The organism is Peribacillus sp. NPDC096622 (assembly GCF_044762665.1).
Taxonomy (GTDB): Bacteria; Bacillota; Bacilli; order Bacillales; family DSM-1321; genus Peribacillus; species Peribacillus frigoritolerans_B.
The window spans coordinates 388,900-406,774 of record NZ_JBIWES010000001.1 but is presented as its reverse complement, the minus strand read 5'-3'; the positions used below and the strand labels follow the sequence as shown (position 1 = coordinate 406,774).

The following is a 17,875-nucleotide window of genomic DNA, read 5'->3' as shown; positions in this document are numbered from 1 at the left end:
TCAATGAAGGGAATTCTTAGCCTCACCGTGAACAACCGGCCAGGCGTCCTGAATCGGATTACGAACCTGTTCACGAAAAGAAATTATAACATTGAAGGCATGACTGTCGGACCTTCCGAACAGGATGGCATTTCAAGGATGACCTTCGTGGTCGATGTTGATGACGAAGCTGTCATTGAACAGATCACCAAGCAATTGAATAAGCAGATCGATGTTTTGAAAGTATATGATATTACGAATCAATCGATTGTGGCGAGGGAACTTGCACTCATTAAAATAATGGTGACTACGCAAACCCGAGCCGAGATTTATTCAGTCATCGAACCCTTCCGAGCTTCAGTTATTGATGTCAGCAAAGATAGCCTGACAGTTCAAATCACAGGGGAATCGGATAAAATCGAAGCCTTCATTGAACTGATCAAGCCATATGGCATCAAGGAATTGGCAAGGACAGGGACTGCCGCCATCCCGCGTGGAATGCAAATTGCACACGCTAAGAGTGCGACAATCGTATAAAAAAACCAAAACAAAAAAACAATGATGAAAAGGGAGATGTAATTATTATGGCAAAAGTATATTATAACGCAGAAGCAAACGAGAATTTCTTCAACAATAAAAAGGTAGCGGTAATCGGATATGGTTCACAAGGACACGCACACGCACAAAACCTACGTGACAGCGGTGTAGATGTAATCATCGGAATCAGGAAAGGTAAATCCTTCGATAAAGCGGTGGAAGACGGCTTTAATGTTTACACAGTGAAAGAAGCAGCTGAACAGGCAGACGTGATCATGAACCTATTACCGGATGAAACTCAGCCGAAAGTATACCAAGAAGAAATCAAACCGGTATTGCGTGCAGGTCAAGCGTTAATGTTCGCACACGGATTCAACGTCCATTTCAATCAAATCGTTCCGCCGGCAGACGTGGATGTATTATTAGTCGCTCCAAAAGGTCCGGGACATCTTGTACGCCGTACATATGAACAAGGTGCAGGGGTGCCGGCATTGTTCGCCATCTACCAAAATGTTACGGGTGAAGCAAGAGAATTGGCACTTGCGTACGCTCGGGGAATCGGTTCTTTAAGAGCTGGCGGTTTGGAAACTACTTTCCAGGAAGAAACGGAAACGGATCTATTTGGAGAGCAAGCTGTACTTTGTGGCGGATTGACTGCCCTTGTGAAAGCTGGATTCGAAACCTTGACAGAAGCTGGATATCAACCGGAAGTAGCATATTTCGAGTGTTTGCATGAACTTAAATTAATCATCGACCTTATGTATGAAGGCGGTATGGAAAACATGCGCTATTCCATTTCTGACACGGCTCAATGGGGAGATTTCGTTTCTGGACCACGCGTCGTGACGGAAACTACGAAAGAGGCAATGAAAGCGATCTTGAAAGACATCCAAGACGGTGAGTTCGCTAAAGGATGGATCTTGGAAAATCAAGCGAATCGTCCGGTCTTCAATGCTATCAATAATCGTGAAAACCAACATCAAATCGAAGTGGTTGGCCGTGAATTAAGAAAAATGATGCCATTCGTAAAACCTCAACAAAAAGAGAAAGAAGTGGTAGCCGTTGCGAAAAATTAATATATTTGAAACTACACTTCGAGATGGGGAGCAATCCGCCGGTGTAAATTTGAATTTTACCGAAAAACTTGAAATTGCTTATCAGCTTGAAAGATTGGGTGTTGATATAATCGAAGCCGGTTTTCCGGCAGCATCCAAAGGGGATTTCAACTCCGTACAGGAAATCGCGCGCAAAATCAAAAACAGCTCTGTCACAGGGCTGGCGCGTGCTGTAAAAGGGGATATCGATGCAGCTTGGGATTCATTAAGGGGCGGTGCAGAACCAAGATTGCATACGTTCATTGCCACTTCGCCCATTCATCGTGAATATAAGTTGAAAATGTCGAAGCAGCAAGTGATTGAAAGGTCGGTTGAAATGGTTAAGTACGGAGCAGCGCGTTTTCCGATCGTACAATGGTCTGCAGAAGATGCAAGCCGTACAGAACTTGACTATTTGGCTGAAATCGTTGAAGCGGTCATTCAAGCTGGTGCCAAGGTCATTAACATCCCGGATACTGTAGGGTATGCAGCTCCAATCGAGTACGGAAACATTTTCAGATACCTTCGTGAGCATGTTCCTTCTATTGATAAAGTTAGTTTATCCGCACACTGCCATGACGATCTTGGAATGGCGACGGCCAATTCATTGGCTGCCATCGAAGGCGGGGCTACGCAAGTCGAAGGCACAATCAACGGAATTGGTGAACGTGCCGGAAACGTGGCACTTGAAGAAGTGGCCATGGCACTCTACATCCGCAAAGATTTCTATCAAGCGGAAACGGGTCTCGTATTGAATGAAATTAAAAGGACCAGTGATTTGGTCAGCCGCCTTACGGGAATGCAAGTTCCTGCTAATAAAGCCATTATTGGTGCCAATGCATACGCACATGAATCCGGCATTCACCAGGATGGCGTGTTAAAAGAAAAAACGACATATGAAATCATATCACCTGAACTCGTCGGGGTTTCGTCCAATTCACTCGTTTTAGGAAAGCATTCAGGACGCCATGCTTTCAAAGAAAGATTACAAGAGTTGAATTTTACGGTAACGGATGAGGAAATGAACTCATTATTCGTCCAATTCAAGGAATTGGCCGATAATAAAAAGACCATGACGGATGAAGATATCGTTGCGCTGGTGCTTGAAGAGAAAGCGACGGATATCAGTTTCTATGACATGATTTCCTTACAGATTTCCCATGGTACCCATCAGACGGCGACTGCGACGGTCACACTGAAAAAAGGCGATAATGAAGAGATCCAGGAAGCGGCTACTGGTGCAGGAAGTGTAGAAGCCCTATATAACACGCTTGAAAGATGTTTGGGCAGCGAGATCAACTTGCTGGACTATCGTATTCAATCGGTGGGTGGCGGAATGGATGCCCTCGCTCAGGTTTTTGTGAAAATTGATTATAACGGTGTGGAAACAAGCGGCAGGGGTCTTGATCAGGACGTCTTGGAAGCATCCGCCAAAGCGTATTTGAACGCTGTGAACCGTGTGATCATCATGAAGGAACTGGAAGAAAAAGCAGTATTACAATAGGAAGGGGAGATTTCGATGAAAAGGAATATTGCGGTGCTTCAAGGAGATGGCATCGGGAAAGAAGTAACAAGAGGCGCTGTAGAAATCCTCGAAGCCGTTGCCCAAAGATATGGACACGATTTTGAATTTCAATATGGTGAGATTGGCGGAGGTGCCATCGATAGCACAGGTTCACCCCTGCCGGATGAAACAGTGGAGATTTGTAAAAACAGCGATGCGGTATTATTGGGGGCCGTTGGAGGACCTAAGTGGGATGACCAGCCTGCGCACCTAAGACCGGAACGAGGTTTGTTGAAAATCCGAAAAGATTTGAATCTTTATGCTAACATCCGTCCAATCAGCTATTATTCCAGCTTGTCGGAATCTTCTCCTCTTAAAAAGGAATTCATTGAAGATGTGGATTTCGTGATTGTCAGGGAACTAACTGGCGGCCTTTATTTCGGAAAGCCAAGTGAGCGCGTTGAAAAAGAAGGGAAAGAGGCGGTCGTCGATACACTTTTCTATCAGAAAAGCGAAATGAAGCGCATCATCGAACTTGCTTTTTCATTAGCATCGGATCGCAAGAAAAAAGTAACATCCGTGGATAAAGCGAATGTTCTTGAATCCAGCAGGATGTGGCGTGAGACGGCTGAAGAAATTGCCAAGGACTATCCGGATGTAATCCTTGAACATATGCTTGTCGATAATGCAGCCATGCAATTGATCAAAAACCCGAAACAATTTGATATTATCGTGACGGAGAATATGTTCGGTGATATTTTAAGCGATGAAGCGTCGGTATTGACTGGCTCGCTTGGAATGCTTCCTTCCGCCTCCATATCAACAAATGGGCCTAATCTATATGAACCGATTCATGGCTCTGCCCCGGATATTGCGGGCAAAAACCTGGCAAATCCGATTGGGACGATTTTATCAGCGGCTTCCTTGCTGCGTCTATCCTTTGGTTTGGAAGATGAGGCGAAAGCAGTTGAGCAGGCGGTGGAAACGGTCCTTGAATATGGCTTGAGAACAGGCGATATCGCAAATGGCCAACCAACCATTACGTCTACCTCAGAGATGATTGCAGAAATAAAAGCAAATCTTTTAGACCAGGAAGCCATTTCCAACATCATGGGAGCTTACGCATAAACTTCTTTCACGGCCTAACATTAGGCCGTGTTTTTTAAAAAAATACAAGATTGATCGAGGTGGGATAGTGATGGGAAAGTCGATAATAGAGAAAATATGGGATCGCCATATTGTAAATGAAGAAGAGAATAAACCGGATTTAATTTATATAGACCTTCAATATATTCATGAAGTGACCTCTCCGCAAGCATTTGAAGGATTGAGATTAAAAGGACGCAAAGTCAGGAGACCCGATCGTACTTTCGCGACAATGGATCATAATGTGCCAACGGTTAATCGCTATTTCATCGAGGATGATATTGCAAGGAAACAACTAGAAGCGCTTGAGCAAAACTGTAAGGAGTTCGGTATCCGCCTTGCTGATTTAGACAGCCCGGATCAAGGTATCGTTCACGTTATCGGGCCGGAATTAGGGCTTACACAGCCAGGGATGACGATTGTCTGCGGAGACAGTCATACGTCTACACATGGTGCGTTTGGCTCGATAGCATTTGGAATCGGTACGAGTGAGGTCGAGCATGTTTTGGCCACACAAACCCTATGGCAAACAAAACCCAAAACATTAAAGCTTGAGGTTAATGGCAAGCTTGGTCATGGCGTGATGGCGAAAGATGTCATATTATATGTGATTTCTAAATTCGGCGTCGATTTCGGAACTGGACATATCATTGAGTATTGCGGGGAAGTTTTCCGGGATATGTCAATGGAAGAAAGAATGACGGTTTGCAATATGTCGATCGAAGGCGGGGCAAGAGCCGGTCTGGTAGCTCCTGATGAAACAACGTTCTCTTACTTGAAAGGTCGTAAATATTTGCCGAAAGGAGAAGAGTTCGAGCGATGTGTTCAGGACTGGAAGTCACTTTCCAGCGATGAGGATGCTGTATATGACCAAGAAATCATTCTCGATGGCAGCCTGATTTCACCAATGGTCAGCTGGGGGACGAATCCTGGAATGGCTAGTGGCGTGGACGGAAAAGTACCTACCTTCGCAGAGGAAATCATGGATCCTAAGGAACTGAATCGAGCCATTGAGTATATGGGTCTTGAGGAAGGCATGCCGATCACGGAAATTCCCGTACAACATGTATTCATAGGATCGTGTACCAATTCACGCATTGAGGACTTACGGCAAGCCGCAGAAATGATCGAAGGCCAAACTGTTCAAAAAGGGGTTCGGGCGATGGTCGTACCCGGTTCACAAAGCGTTAAAAGGCAAGCGGAAGATGAAGGGTTGGATGAGATTTTCAAATCTGCGGGCTTTGAATGGCGCGAATCGGGCTGCAGCATGTGCCTGAGCATGAACCCTGACGTGGTTCCGGCCGGCGAGCATTGTGCCTCCACAAGCAATCGGAACTTTGAAGGCAGGCAAGGAGCTGGAGCAAGAACACACCTGGTTAGTCCGGCTATGGCTGCCGCGGCCGCCATTCATGGGAAATTTGTCGATATCAGGAATTTGAAAAGAACTGAACAAGTCCAATAAGAATACGAATTAACCGGAGGTGCAGAGTATGGAACCCATTACTATATATAAAGGAAGAGCGGCGGCACTTGACCGTAAAAACGTGGATACGGACCAAATCATTCCAAAGCAATTTTTAAAAAGGATTGAGCGAAGCGGATTTGGCGAATTTTTATTCTATAACTGGCGTTTTGATGAAAATGGAAAGGAACGTCCTGATTTTGAATTGAATCAGCCCCATAATCAAAACACGTCCATATTAATAGCAGGTGAAAATTTTGGCTGCGGTTCATCACGTGAGCATGCCCCTTGGTCATTGAAAGACTACGGATTCGATATCATCATCGCTCCGTCTTATGCTGATATCTTTAAAAGTAATTGCATGAAAAATGGCATGGTCCCCATCGCTTTGACCCAGACTGAAGTAAACTATTTAATGGAGAGGGTGTCGGCACCTGATTATGAGTTGACGATCGACCTTCCCAATCAGACATTGAAAGATGGTCAAGGGTTTGAAACGAGCTTTGAAATTCATCCATATTGGAAGGAAATGCTCATCAAAGGCTGGGATGAAATTTCGATAACGCTTCAATATGATAAAGAGATTTCAGCCTATGAATCTCAAAAAAAGGCTGTATCGAGTATTTAATAGAAAAAAGTCATTTCCCGTTTTCCTTTCTTATTTGAAAGGATGCGGGATTTTTTTTATCGGAAAAAGAAGGAAAGACGTGCATCCGCCATATAAATTTTTGTGTTTCCAGCTATTACATGCTAAACTGTTTCTCAAAAAGCGAACGGTGAGGCGGAAAATAGGATGGATGATGAAAACAACCAAAAGAAGGCCGGAGAAACAAAGATTATCGCCTTTCCAAATCTCGGTGAAAGGCTGATTGTAAAAGGACTGGATGAGCTTGGTAACAGGAACTTTAAAGCGGCTGCACAGCTCTTCAGCCAAGCTAGGGAGTATGAGCCCGAAAATGATGAAGTTTGCATGGGGCTAGTGGTCTCACTAGTTGAACTTGAGTATTACCAGGAGTCAAAAGAGTTGTGTATAGAGATGCTGAATAAAGGCATCGGCGACTATTTTCAACTGATCAATATTTATTTGATGGTACTGCTGCAATTAGGCGAGCATCAGGAAATGGTCACGACGATCGAACTGCTATTTGAAGAAAGCCAAATTCCCTTTGATAAAGAGGAACATTTCGAAAAGATGCTTCAGTTCAGCAAAAGGGCCCTTGAGGATAAAAAAGAGGAGAAGGAAAGGCAAAATCAACAGCTTTCAGAGGAAATGCAGGAGGATGAACTTTTTGAAGGGAAAACGGATAGTGAGATGCTCATGGTCATTTCAAAACTCACGAATATCAATATTCGACCATTTATCCCTCAAATCGAAGAATTTCTACAAAAAGATGAGGGACATCCTTTCTTTAAAACGATGCTCCTTAACATCCTTATCGACCAGGAGTATAAACAGGAATTGACGGTGAGGAAATTCAATCAATCGAAGTCGGTCACCCCAAAGGAATTGAAAAGTTTGAAGGAGACGGACTTCTATAAGAAGGTAACCGGACTGACCGAAGAGGAAATCAGTCAGGATAATCCGAGCTTATTTGAAATGGTCCATAGTTTGATTGAACGTCATTCTTTTTTATTGTTCCCTTTTGAACCAGGATCTGAAAGCTTGCCTGCATGGGCAGCTGCCTACCATGCCTTGGCGGAAGAATACATGACCGGGGAAGTTTTCGTGAGGGACTTAGCGGGCCTTTACCTTGCTGATGAGGAAAGCGTTGCGGATATTCTTTCCTATATAAAAGAAATTGAAGAAATTTCTTATCCTATTATTTAAGCTATTGCTGTTGTAACAGATTAATCCTGTGGTATAATGTAGTGGTTGTAATGTATAATCGTCTAATTTTGACGATTTCCCCAATATTTTGGGGGTATATTTGAAGGATGACTTGTTAACACTTGCAAAGCATAATCATCCAATGCTTATTATTGAAGTATATAGATTTTTGGAGGGAAACACATGTCTGTAAAATGGGAAAAACAAGAAGGTAATCAAGGCGTACTAACAATTGAAGTTGACGCTGCAAAAGTAAACGAAGGTTTAGACGCAGCTTTCAAAAAAGTAGTGAAACAAGTAAATGTACCTGGCTTCCGTAAAGGTAAAATGCCACGTCAAATGTTCGAAAAGAAATTCGGCGTAGAATCACTTTACCAAGATGCGCTTGATATCATTCTTCCAGATGCTTATGCAAATGCTGTCGAAGAAGCTGGAATTCAGCCTGTAGATCGTCCAGAAATCGACATCGAGAAAATGGAAAAAGGCGAAAACCTGATCTTCACTGCGACTGTAACAGTTAAGCCTGAAGTTAAATTGGGAGATTACAAAGGTGTTGAAGTTGAAAAATTCAATACTGAAGTAACTGACGAAGATGTTGAAAACGAATTGAAAACTTTGCAGGAGCGTCAAGCTGAGCTTGTCGTTAAAGAAGAAGGACAAGTTGCTGAAGGCGATACGGTCGTTCTTGACTTTGAAGGATTCGTTGATGGTGAAGCATTCGAAGGCGGAGCTTCAGAAAACCATTCATTGGAAATCGGTTCAAACTCTTTCATTCCAGGATTCGAAGAGCAACTTGTCGGTCTTGAAACTGGCGCTGAAAAAGATATCGAAGTTACATTCCCTGAAGAATACCACGCTGCTGAACTTGCAGGTAAACCAGCAGTATTCAAAGTGAAAATTCACGAAATCAAAACAAAACAACTTCCTGAGTTGGATGATGAGTTCGCGAAAGATGTCGACGACGAAGTGGAAACTTTGGCTGAACTTAAAGAAAAAACAAAACATAAATTAGAGCATGACAAAAAACATGAAGAAGAAAACTTCATTCAAAACACTGTAATTGGTAAAGCTGTTGAAGGTGCAGAAATAGACGTTCCTGAAGCAATGATTTCAAACGAAGTTGACCGCATGATGAATGAGTTCTCTCAACGCATTCAATCTCAAGGCCTTAATTTGGAACTTTACTACCAATTCTCAGGTCAAGACGAAGAAGCTTTAAAAGCGCAAATGAAAGAAGAAGCTGAAGGGCAAGTTCGTACGAGCCTAACTCTTGAAGCAATCGCAGAAGTTGAAAAACTTGAAGCGACTGACGAAGATGTAGAAGCTGAACTTGCACAAATGGCTACTATGTACAATATGGAAGTTGACGCGATCAAACAAGCTCTTGGAAACTTAGAAGGAATCAAAGGCGATCTTAAAATTAAGAAAGCGATTGACTTCTTGGTAGAAAACAGCAAAACAGTTGACGCAAAATAATTTTTATAAATAAGTAGATTAAAATATTACCTTTAAAAAAACAAGGCGCGAGTAATCGTGCCTTGTTTTATACATATTGAGAATTCGTGTAAATTTTAAATATCGGTTATTTCCTGATTGATTTTTTTGGGATTTCGGTGTAGATTAGTTCTAATACCGCATATACATATTTATACAGCAAATCCTGCTTTTAAAAATCCAAAGTTTTGGGCATGCTGGTAAAGGGCAAATACATATTGATTGATTATTGTACTTATTTAACAACTCGGACCGTGAGCATTTTTGTTACTAAACTTCCAAGAACATGATAAAATGCAAAACATACTAGGGATTTTGGAATGTTTAAGCAGATGTGTGCCTAGTTTTTTCTTTACGATTAGGTACCCGCTATGTAATAGAGTTGGAAGAGTATTTAAAGGGGTGAACGTACATGTTTAAATTTAATGATGAAAAAGGACAGTTAAAATGTTCTTTTTGCGGTAAAACACAAGAACAAGTCCGTAAACTGGTTGCTGGTCCAGGTGTCTATATTTGTGACGAGTGTATAGAACTTTGTACGGAGATCGTCGAAGAAGAGCTTGGAACTGATGAAGAAGTAGAATTCAGAGATGTTCCTAAACCTATGGAAATCCGAGAAATTCTTGACGAATATGTGATTGGACAAGAACAGGCGAAGAAATCTTTGGCTGTCGCTGTTTATAACCATTATAAACGTATCAATTCCAATAGCAAAGTCGACGATGTTGAACTTTCTAAAAGTAACATCGCCCTAATCGGACCGACGGGAAGCGGGAAAACCCTTCTTGCGCAAACATTGGCACGATTACTGAATGTTCCTTTTGCCATTGCTGATGCCACTTCATTGACGGAAGCTGGATATGTTGGGGAAGATGTTGAAAACATCCTTCTAAAATTAATCCAAGCAGCTGATTACGATGTGGAAAAAGCGGAAAAAGGCATCATTTACATTGATGAAATCGATAAAGTTGCCCGTAAATCGGAAAATCCTTCTATTACACGTGACGTGTCTGGTGAAGGTGTGCAACAAGCTTTATTGAAAATCCTTGAAGGAACGGTTGCGAGCGTTCCGCCTCAAGGTGGACGTAAACATCCACATCAGGAATTCATCCAAATCGATACGACCAATATTTTGTTCATCTGCGGCGGTGCCTTTGATGGCATCGAACCGATCATCAAACGCCGTCTTGGTCAAAAAGTCATTGGCTTTGGCTCTGACGTGAAAAAGGATGATGTTGCAGAAAAAGAATTGCTTTCCAAAGTCCTTCCTGAAGACTTGCTTCGTTTCGGATTAATTCCGGAATTCATCGGACGTCTTCCGGTAATTGCGACTCTTGAGCAATTGGATGAAGCTGCTTTGATTGAAATCCTTACACAACCGAAAAATGCCCTTGTTAAACAATATCAAAAACTACTTGAGCTTGACGATGTTGAATTGGAATTCGAACAGGAAGCGCTAAGTGAAATTGCTAAAAAGGCAATTGAACGCAAAACTGGTGCACGTGGTCTGCGATCCATCATCGAAGGCATCATTCTTGAAGTGATGTTCGATCTGCCTTCACGTGATGATGTTGCAAAATGTGTAATCACAGGCAGCACGATTTCGAAAAATGAATCTCCAAAGCTCGTCCTTAAAGACGGTACAACCGTCAAAGGACAGGAAAAGAAAACATCTGCTTGATTTATAAGGAAAAGAAAGACTGCCAGTTCATCTGGCAGTCTTTTTCTTTGTCTTTTTTCTCAAATTGTTGTTACTCAGGATAAAAACGCCAATTTTTCAACACGAATTTCTTGGATAATTTCGCCCTTCCAAAGGAGATACTAACAGAAATGACAAACTAGGAGAGTGCAGGAGGGAATACGATGAATTGGACAGGATTGGCGTTGTTTATCCAGCTGTTTTTTGGGATTATTATTGGATTGTATTTTTTGAACTTATTGAAAGGCCAGCGGACACAAAAAGTTTCCATTGACCGTGATTCACGTAAGGAGATGGACCAATTACGGAAGATGAGATCGATTTCGTTAACAGAGCCATTGGCAGAAAAAGTTAGACCAAGCACATTTAATGAAATAATCGGTCAAGAAGATGGGATTAAATCTTTAAAAGCTGCTTTATGTGGGCCGAATCCCCAGCATGTGATAATTTACGGTCCTCCTGGGGTAGGGAAAACCGCGGCTGCCAGACTTGTTTTGGAAGAGGCGAAGAAAAATGGCAAGTCCCCTTTTAAGAATTCAGCTGTTTTCGTCGAATTGGACGCCACCACAGCCAGGTTCGATGAACGAGGGATTGCCGATCCGCTCATTGGTTCTGTGCACGATCCAATTTACCAAGGTGCCGGGGCAATGGGACAGGCCGGCATTCCGCAGCCAAAGCAGGGTGCAGTCAGCAATGCTCATGGAGGCGTGCTGTTCATAGATGAAATAGGGGAGCTTCATCCCATACAGATGAATAAACTGTTAAAGGTATTGGAGGATCGTAAGGTCTTTCTGGAAAGTGCTTATTATCAAGAGGAAAATCAAAATATTCCCACTCACATCCATGATATTTTTAAAAATGGACTGCCGGCAGACTTTAGGTTGATTGGAGCCACTACAAGAACGCCAAATGAAATAGCGCCTGCGATACGTTCAAGATGCATAGAAGTGTTTTTCCGTGAACTTGACCGGGAAGAAATAATCACCGTGGCTAAGAATGCCTCAGATAAAGTGGGGATCACCATCAGTGAAAAAGGCTTGCAATCGATTTCGGATTATGCCCGAAATGGCAGGGAAGCGGTCAACATGATTCAGACCCTTGCAGGAATATCAATTAATGAAAACAGGACTTTTATCAGGGAAGAAGATATAGATTGGATGGCCCATAGCAGCCAGCTGACCCAAAGAATGGACAGGAAAATAGAATCGAATTCAAAAATAGGCCTTGTTAACGGCCTTGCAGTCTATGGACCAAACTCCGGGGCATTGCTGGAAATCGAGGTTACGGTCATGGCCGCCTCTGATGAAAAAGGTTCGATAAACATTACCGGTATCGTTGAGGAGGAAAGTATTGGCGGCGGGAGTGGCAAATCGGTTCGCCGTAAGAGTATGGCGAAAGGCTCGATTGAAAATGTCATTACGGTTTTACGATCGATGGGAGTGCCTGCCGATCAATTCGATATCCATGTGAACTTTCCGGGCGGAAGTCCAGTGGATGGCCCTTCTGCAGGAATTGCAATGGCTACAGGCATATACTCGGCCATATATAAAATCCCTGTTGACCATACCGTGGCGATGACTGGGGAAATAAGCATTCATGGCGGGGTTAAACCGATCGGCGGTGTCATTCCGAAAATCAAAGCGGCAAAACTTGCCGGGGCTAAGAAAGTAATCATCCCAGCCGAAAACATGCAGCCGCTTCTATCTGAAATCAAGGATATAGAAATCATTCCGGTTTCGAATGTGAAAGAAGTGCTGGATCAGGCACTGAAGAAAGAATTGATGTCGGAACAAATCCTTACAACCTTGGACCTATCAAAAAAAGAAAGTGTATAAAGGAAATGCCCCGGCTAAAAACTGAACCGGGGCATTTTAAGGACCATACTGGCGTTCCCGACAATCCTGACGTAAAAATAAACACGCATTCCGACGTGCTTTTTTATCTAATATTGGAGATAATAATAGCAGTCGAAACGTGTTAAGGTAAACGAATAGACACTTCTATATAAATAGGATAGAATTGTTAAAAGGTTGAGAACATGGGTAAATAGTTTACAACGACGATACTAATTAGATGGAGGTGTCAGGAAATGACTGATAAAGAAATCATCGTCCCCCTCCTGCCGCTTAGAGGACTGCTTGTATATCCAACGATGGTACTTCATTTAGATGTAGGCCGAGATAAATCGGTACAAGCCCTTGAGAAAGCAATGGTGGAAGACCATCTTATATTTTTGACGACACAACAAGATGTTTCGTTGGACGAACCAGGTGAAGAAGATTTATTTACAATGGGAACTTTAACAAAGGTAAAACAGATGTTGAAGCTTCCGAATGGTACAATCCGGGTGTTGGTGGAAGGGTTGAACCGCGCAGAAGTCATTGAATTTTACGATTATGAGACACATTATGGTGCCAAGATTAAAATATATGAAGACAGTGATGAAAAGGATGCTGAACATCAAGCATTAATGCGCACTCTACTGGATTATTTTGAACAATACATAAAAATGTCCAAGAAAATAACCGGTGAAACGTTTTCGTCCACTTCGGATATTGAAGAGCCTGGGCGATTAGCGGATATAATCGCTTCCCATTTGCCTTTGAAATTGAAGGAGAAGCAAGAAGTGCTTGAGACCATTGATATGAAAAAGCGTCTAAGCCGTGTAATCGAGATCATCAATAACGAGAAAGAAGTTCTTTTTCTCGAGAAAAAGATCGGCCAGCGTGTTAAGCGATCGATGGAACGGACTCAAAAGGAATATTATTTACGAGAACAAATGAAAGCGATCCAAAAGGAATTGGGCGATAAAGAAGGAAAAACAGGGGAAATTGAGGTCCTAAACGAAAAGATAGAAGAAGCGGATATGCCTGAGCATATCAAAGAAACGGCATTAAAGGAATTGGACCGTTATGAAAAAGTTCCTTCGAGTTCAGCCGAGAGTTCTGTCATCCGCAATTATATCGAATGGGTGATCTCTCTTCCTTGGACCAAAGCGACCAAAGATGACTTGAATATTCATAAAGCCGAAAAAATCCTGAACCGAGACCACCATGGTTTGGAAAAGGTGAAGGAGCGAGTGCTAGAGTATTTGGCCGTACAGCAATTGACCAAATCATTGAAGGGACCGATCCTTTGCTTGGTGGGACCGCCAGGGGTCGGGAAAACCAGCTTGGCTAAATCGATCGCTTCATCCCTGAATAGGAATTTCGTCCGTATTTCTTTAGGTGGGGTGCGCGATGAATCAGAAATCCGCGGACATCGCCGCACATATGTAGGGGCGATGCCGGGACGGATCATTCAAGGCATGAAAAAAGCTGGAACGATCAATCCGGTCTTTTTACTGGACGAAGTGGATAAAATGTCCAATGACTTTAGGGGAGACCCATCTGCAGCGATGCTGGAGGTGCTCGATCCAGAGCAAAATCATAATTTCAGTGATCATTATATTGAAGAAACCTACAATCTTTCTAAAGTCATGTTCGTCGCAACGGCGAATAATTTGGGGTCGATTCCCGGCCCGCTTCGAGATCGTATGGAAATCATTTCGATTGCAGGTTATACTGAGATAGAGAAACTTCATATAGCCAAGGATCACTTGCTGCCTAGACAGCTTGAAAACCATGGCTTATTGAAGACACAACTGCAAATCCGTGAGGAAGCTCTTACAAAAATCATCCGTTACTATACTCGGGAAGCGGGTGTTCGGAGTCTGGATCGACAGCTTGCAGGCATCTGTCGGAAGACTGCAAAAATCATCGTGTCCGGAGATAAAAAGCGGGTCGTCATTTCTGAAAAGAATGTCGAGGAGTTTTTAGGGAAAACCATGTTCCATTATGGACAGGCGGAAGTCGAGAACCAAGTCGGTGTAGCTAATGGTTTAGCATACACGTCGGTAGGTGGCGATACACTGCAAATCGAGGTTTCCTTATCACCAGGTAAAGGCAAGCTGATCCTGACAGGAAAGCTTGGCGATGTAATGAAAGAGTCAGCCCAGGCCGCTTTCAGTTTTGTCCGTTCAAAAACCGAGAAGCTTCAGATTGATGCGAACTTCCATGAAAAATATGATATTCATATTCATGTCCCCGAAGGCGCGGTCCCAAAAGATGGCCCTTCTGCAGGGATCACGATTGCAACAGCGTTAATATCGGCCCTTACAAATAGGCCGATCAGAAAAGAGGTAGGCATGACAGGCGAAATTACATTACGCGGACGGGTTCTTCCGATCGGCGGGCTTAAAGAAAAATCTTTAGCGGCCCATCGCGCAGGACTTACGAAAATCATCATCCCGCAAAATAACGAAAAGGATATTGATGATATCCCGGAAAGTGTCCGTAAAGCATTAACTTTTGTTCCAGTTTCACACGTCGATGAAGTCCTTGAGCATGCATTGGTAGGTGTGAACGAATGAAAGTAACGAGTTCAGATATTGTCATCAGTGCCGTGAAGCCTGAACAATATCCCAATACTCCAATACCGGAATTTGCCTTGGCAGGCCGTTCCAACGTTGGGAAATCCAGTTTCATCAACAAAATGATCAATCGAAAAAACTTGGCGCGAACATCCTCTAAACCGGGTAAGACGCAGACCTTGAATTTTTATATCATAAATGAAGCACTCCATTTTGTGGATGTACCGGGTTATGGTTATGCAAAAGTTTCCAAGACGGAGCGTGATGCTTGGGGGAAGATGATCGAAACGTACTTCACTTCCCGTGACCAGCTCCGCGCTGCGCTTCTGATCGTCGATTTGCGTCATCCGCCGACAAAGGATGATATCGCAATGTATGAATTCCTGAAGCATTATGACTTGCCCCGGATTGTCATTGCCACCAAAGCGGATAAAATTCCAAAAGGCAAATGGCAGAAACACTTGAAAATCACGCGCCAAACGTTAAATATGGAAAAAGAAGATGAATTGCTTCTATTCTCTGGTGAAACAGGCGAAGGTAAGGAACAAGCATGGGGCGTCCTTAAGAAATATATGTAAAAGAAAAGGGTATTCCGCATCTGGAATACCCTTTTATTATGGAATCGGTAATTTTCACTTTTTTCGAACCAGAAAATAAATGCCGATCGCCATCAAGGCAAATGGCCAAAACCTTTCGATGTTCGCGGTGCTTGTTTCAACAATCCCGAAAGACGTTGTGATTTTATCATAGAATAAGAATGTGATCGAGACGATGAATATTACCATCCCGTGAAACATTCCAGAATTTGTTTTACGTGCCCGGAGAATAAATCCCAGTGAGATGATTAAAATAAAGATACCTATATTATCCGGCCAAATCTCCAGGTTCTCGGCGATGTGGAAGTGAGAACCGAATCCCAGTAAGATGACGCCTGGCAGGATGGACTCATGGTCATTACCGCTATATGCCTGAATCAGGAAGGCGGCACCAACTATACATAATAAAGTGGGCCAGCTGAAAAAGCCTGGAAAGATTTCGATTTGGGAATGTTCAAGAAAAAAATAGAGCCCGAAACCGATTAAAACGATTCCTGGGAAAATACGATGCGTTTTCATTTTATCCTCCTATGCAGTTCGATTACTTGAAGTTTTTTGCCATTTTTGATATGGTACTTTTGTACACAATGTCGAAATATGTATGTAACTTACAAATCCCGCTTAGACACCTTTTGTAGCATTCAGGCGTTTTGGCTGTCTTTTCATGGTAGCATACGTTTTCATAAACTGTTCATATTATTTGCGTGAATCCATTTTAGTACATGGTATAATAAATTTACATGAAAAATTTTGGGGGTGCAAAACAAAAGGATGCATATTCTAGCGGTTGGTATAAATTACAAAACTGCCCCTGTAGAAATTCGGGAAAAACTATCGTTTAACGAAGCCGAACTTGCCGAGGCAATGAAAGCTCTTAAAAATAAAAAAAGCATCTTGGAAAATATTATTATTTCAACATGTAACAGAACGGAAATATATGCGGTCGGTGACCAGCTCCATACAAGCAGGTATTATATTAAGGAATTCCTTTCGGAATGGTTTAATATCGATAAAGAAGAATTTTCTAAATATCTGTTCATTTATGAAGGCGATGGGGCTGCCGAGCATTTATTTTCTGTTACTTGCGGCTTGAATTCCATGATACTGGGAGAAACTCAGATTTTGGGACAAGTACGTTCAAGCTATTTGTTAGGGCAGAAGGAAGATACGATCGGCACCGTTTTTAACCATCTCTTCAAGCAAGCCCTTACATTAGCTAAAAAAGCTCATTCGGAAACCGAAATCAATACCAATGCCGTTTCCGTCAGCTATGCGGCAGTCGAGCTTGCAAAAAAAATCTTTGGTGGCCTGAACGGCAAGAATGTCTTAATTCTTGGGGCCGGTAAGATGGGTGAGCTGGCCATTCAAAATCTGCATAGCAATGGCGCCGACAGCATTACAGTCATTAATCGCACCTTCCAGAAAGCGGTCGACCTGGCCGAGAGATTCAATGGTACGGCGAAACAGCTTCAAGAGCTGCAATGCGCTTTAGTGGATGCTGATATCCTGATTACTTCAACTGGATCAAAAGATCTTCTTGTAACAAAAGAAATGATGTCATTCGTCAATAAGCTCCGTAAAGGCCGTCCTATTTTCATGGTCGATATCGCAGTGCCGCGTGACCTCGATCCAACATTGGGTGAGCTGGAAAATGTCTTCTTGTATGACATTGACGATCTTGAAGGGATCGTGCAAGCCAATATCGAAGAACGTAAAAAAGCTGCCGAGAAAATAGAATTGATGATCGAATCAGAAATTGTGGACTTCAACCAATGGATTAATTTGCTTGGTGTGGTTCCCGTCATTTCTTCTTTACGGGAAAAATCCCTATCAATACAGAAGGAAACGATGGAAAGCATCGAAAGAAAGCTTCCGCATTTAAGCGAACGTGACAAAAAAGTCCTGAACAAGCATACGAAAAGCATCATCAACCAACTGTTGAAAGATCCGATTCTTTATGCAAAAGAGCTGGCAGATGAGCCGAATGCAAAAGAGCAATTGAATAATTTCGTGAAAATCTTCCATTTAGAGGAATTGATTGAAGACCAGCTGGTTGCGGATGAAAAAGAACGGAACAGCTCCAAGTCATCCCTATTGAATCCAGTTCCTGTCCAGTAATGAGGTA

General features: G+C 42.7%; 14 protein-coding genes. 13 read left to right on the top strand and 1 reads right to left on the bottom strand.

All coding sequences use genetic code 11. From position 1 onward, the window contains the following. Positions 1-3: 3 nt before the first annotated feature. The 12 genes from ilvN (at position 4) to yihA (ending at position 15,732) form a co-directional block, all read left to right on the top strand. The gene (gene ilvN / locus ACIQYG_RS01885; RefSeq protein ID WP_402835238.1) at positions 4-516 is read left to right on the top strand and encodes an acetolactate synthase small subunit; all 513 of its coding nucleotides are present in this window, start codon (positions 4-6) and stop codon (positions 514-516) included. A gap of 47 nt (positions 517-563) precedes the next feature. Further along, positions 564-1,592: a ketol-acid reductoisomerase gene (gene ilvC / locus ACIQYG_RS01880; protein ID WP_048688871.1), complete on the top strand. Its 1,029-nt coding sequence runs from the start codon at positions 564-566 to the stop codon at positions 1,590-1,592. Continuing rightward, on the top strand, positions 1,579-3,114 hold the full coding sequence (locus ACIQYG_RS01875) for a 2-isopropylmalate synthase (protein WP_402835237.1): 1,536 nt from the start codon (positions 1,579-1,581) through the stop codon (positions 3,112-3,114). Before ilvC ends, ACIQYG_RS01875 begins: the two co-directional genes overlap by 14 nt. A 15-nt stretch (positions 3,115-3,129) precedes the next feature. Then, the gene (gene leuB, locus ACIQYG_RS01870) at positions 3,130-4,242 is read left to right on the top strand and encodes a 3-isopropylmalate dehydrogenase (protein ID WP_402835236.1); all 1,113 of its coding nucleotides are present in this window, start codon (positions 3,130-3,132) and stop codon (positions 4,240-4,242) included. 70 nt (positions 4,243-4,312) lie between these two features. Further along, positions 4,313-5,722 (top strand): 3-isopropylmalate dehydratase large subunit, encoded by a 1,410-nt coding sequence (gene leuC / locus ACIQYG_RS01865; RefSeq protein ID WP_402835235.1) that lies wholly within the window; start codon positions 4,313-4,315, stop codon positions 5,720-5,722. A gap of 28 nt (positions 5,723-5,750) precedes the next feature. Further along, the gene (gene leuD, locus ACIQYG_RS01860; RefSeq protein ID WP_098370052.1) at positions 5,751-6,350 is read left to right on the top strand and encodes a 3-isopropylmalate dehydratase small subunit; all 600 of its coding nucleotides are present in this window, start codon (positions 5,751-5,753) and stop codon (positions 6,348-6,350) included. A 165-nt stretch (positions 6,351-6,515) separates the two neighbouring features. After that, the gene (locus ACIQYG_RS01855) at positions 6,516-7,550 is read left to right on the top strand and encodes a tetratricopeptide repeat protein (RefSeq protein ID WP_402835234.1); all 1,035 of its coding nucleotides are present in this window, start codon (positions 6,516-6,518) and stop codon (positions 7,548-7,550) included. 183 nt (positions 7,551-7,733) lie between these two features. After that, a complete protein-coding gene (gene tig / locus ACIQYG_RS01850; protein WP_034308928.1) occupies positions 7,734-9,026 on the top strand; it encodes a trigger factor in 1,293 nt (430 codons plus the stop codon). A gap of 430 nt (positions 9,027-9,456) precedes the next feature. Beyond that, positions 9,457-10,725 carry an ATP-dependent protease ATP-binding subunit ClpX gene (gene clpX / locus ACIQYG_RS01845; RefSeq protein WP_402835233.1) on the top strand — a complete coding sequence of 423 codons (1,269 nt, stop codon included), beginning with the start codon at positions 9,457-9,459 and terminating at the stop codon, positions 10,723-10,725. A gap of 182 nt (positions 10,726-10,907) precedes the next feature. Then, positions 10,908-12,578: an ATP-dependent protease LonB gene (lonB, locus tag ACIQYG_RS01840; protein WP_402835232.1), complete on the top strand. Its 1,671-nt coding sequence runs from the start codon at positions 10,908-10,910 to the stop codon at positions 12,576-12,578. A gap of 254 nt (positions 12,579-12,832) precedes the next feature. Next, positions 12,833-15,154, top strand: coding sequence for an endopeptidase La (gene lon, locus ACIQYG_RS01835; RefSeq protein WP_402835231.1), 2,322 nt, complete (start codon positions 12,833-12,835; stop codon positions 15,152-15,154). Beyond that, positions 15,151-15,732 (top strand): ribosome biogenesis GTP-binding protein YihA/YsxC, encoded by a 582-nt coding sequence (yihA, locus tag ACIQYG_RS01830; RefSeq protein WP_034308918.1) that lies wholly within the window; start codon positions 15,151-15,153, stop codon positions 15,730-15,732. The genes lon and yihA overlap by 4 nt, the downstream gene beginning before the upstream one ends. 54 nt (positions 15,733-15,786) lie before the next feature. Here the strand turns inward: yihA and ACIQYG_RS01825 are convergent, their stop codons facing one another. After that, a complete protein-coding gene (locus tag ACIQYG_RS01825) occupies positions 15,787-16,269 on the bottom strand; it encodes a LiaI-LiaF-like domain-containing protein (protein WP_402835230.1) in 483 nt (160 codons plus the stop codon). Positions 16,270-16,521: 252 nt separating this feature from the next. Between ACIQYG_RS01825 and hemA the strand changes: the two genes are divergently transcribed. Beyond that, positions 16,522-17,868, top strand: a complete 1,347-nt coding sequence (gene hemA / locus ACIQYG_RS01820; protein ID WP_402835229.1) for a glutamyl-tRNA reductase — start codon at positions 16,522-16,524, stop codon at positions 17,866-17,868. Positions 17,869-17,875 lie beyond the last annotated feature (7 nt).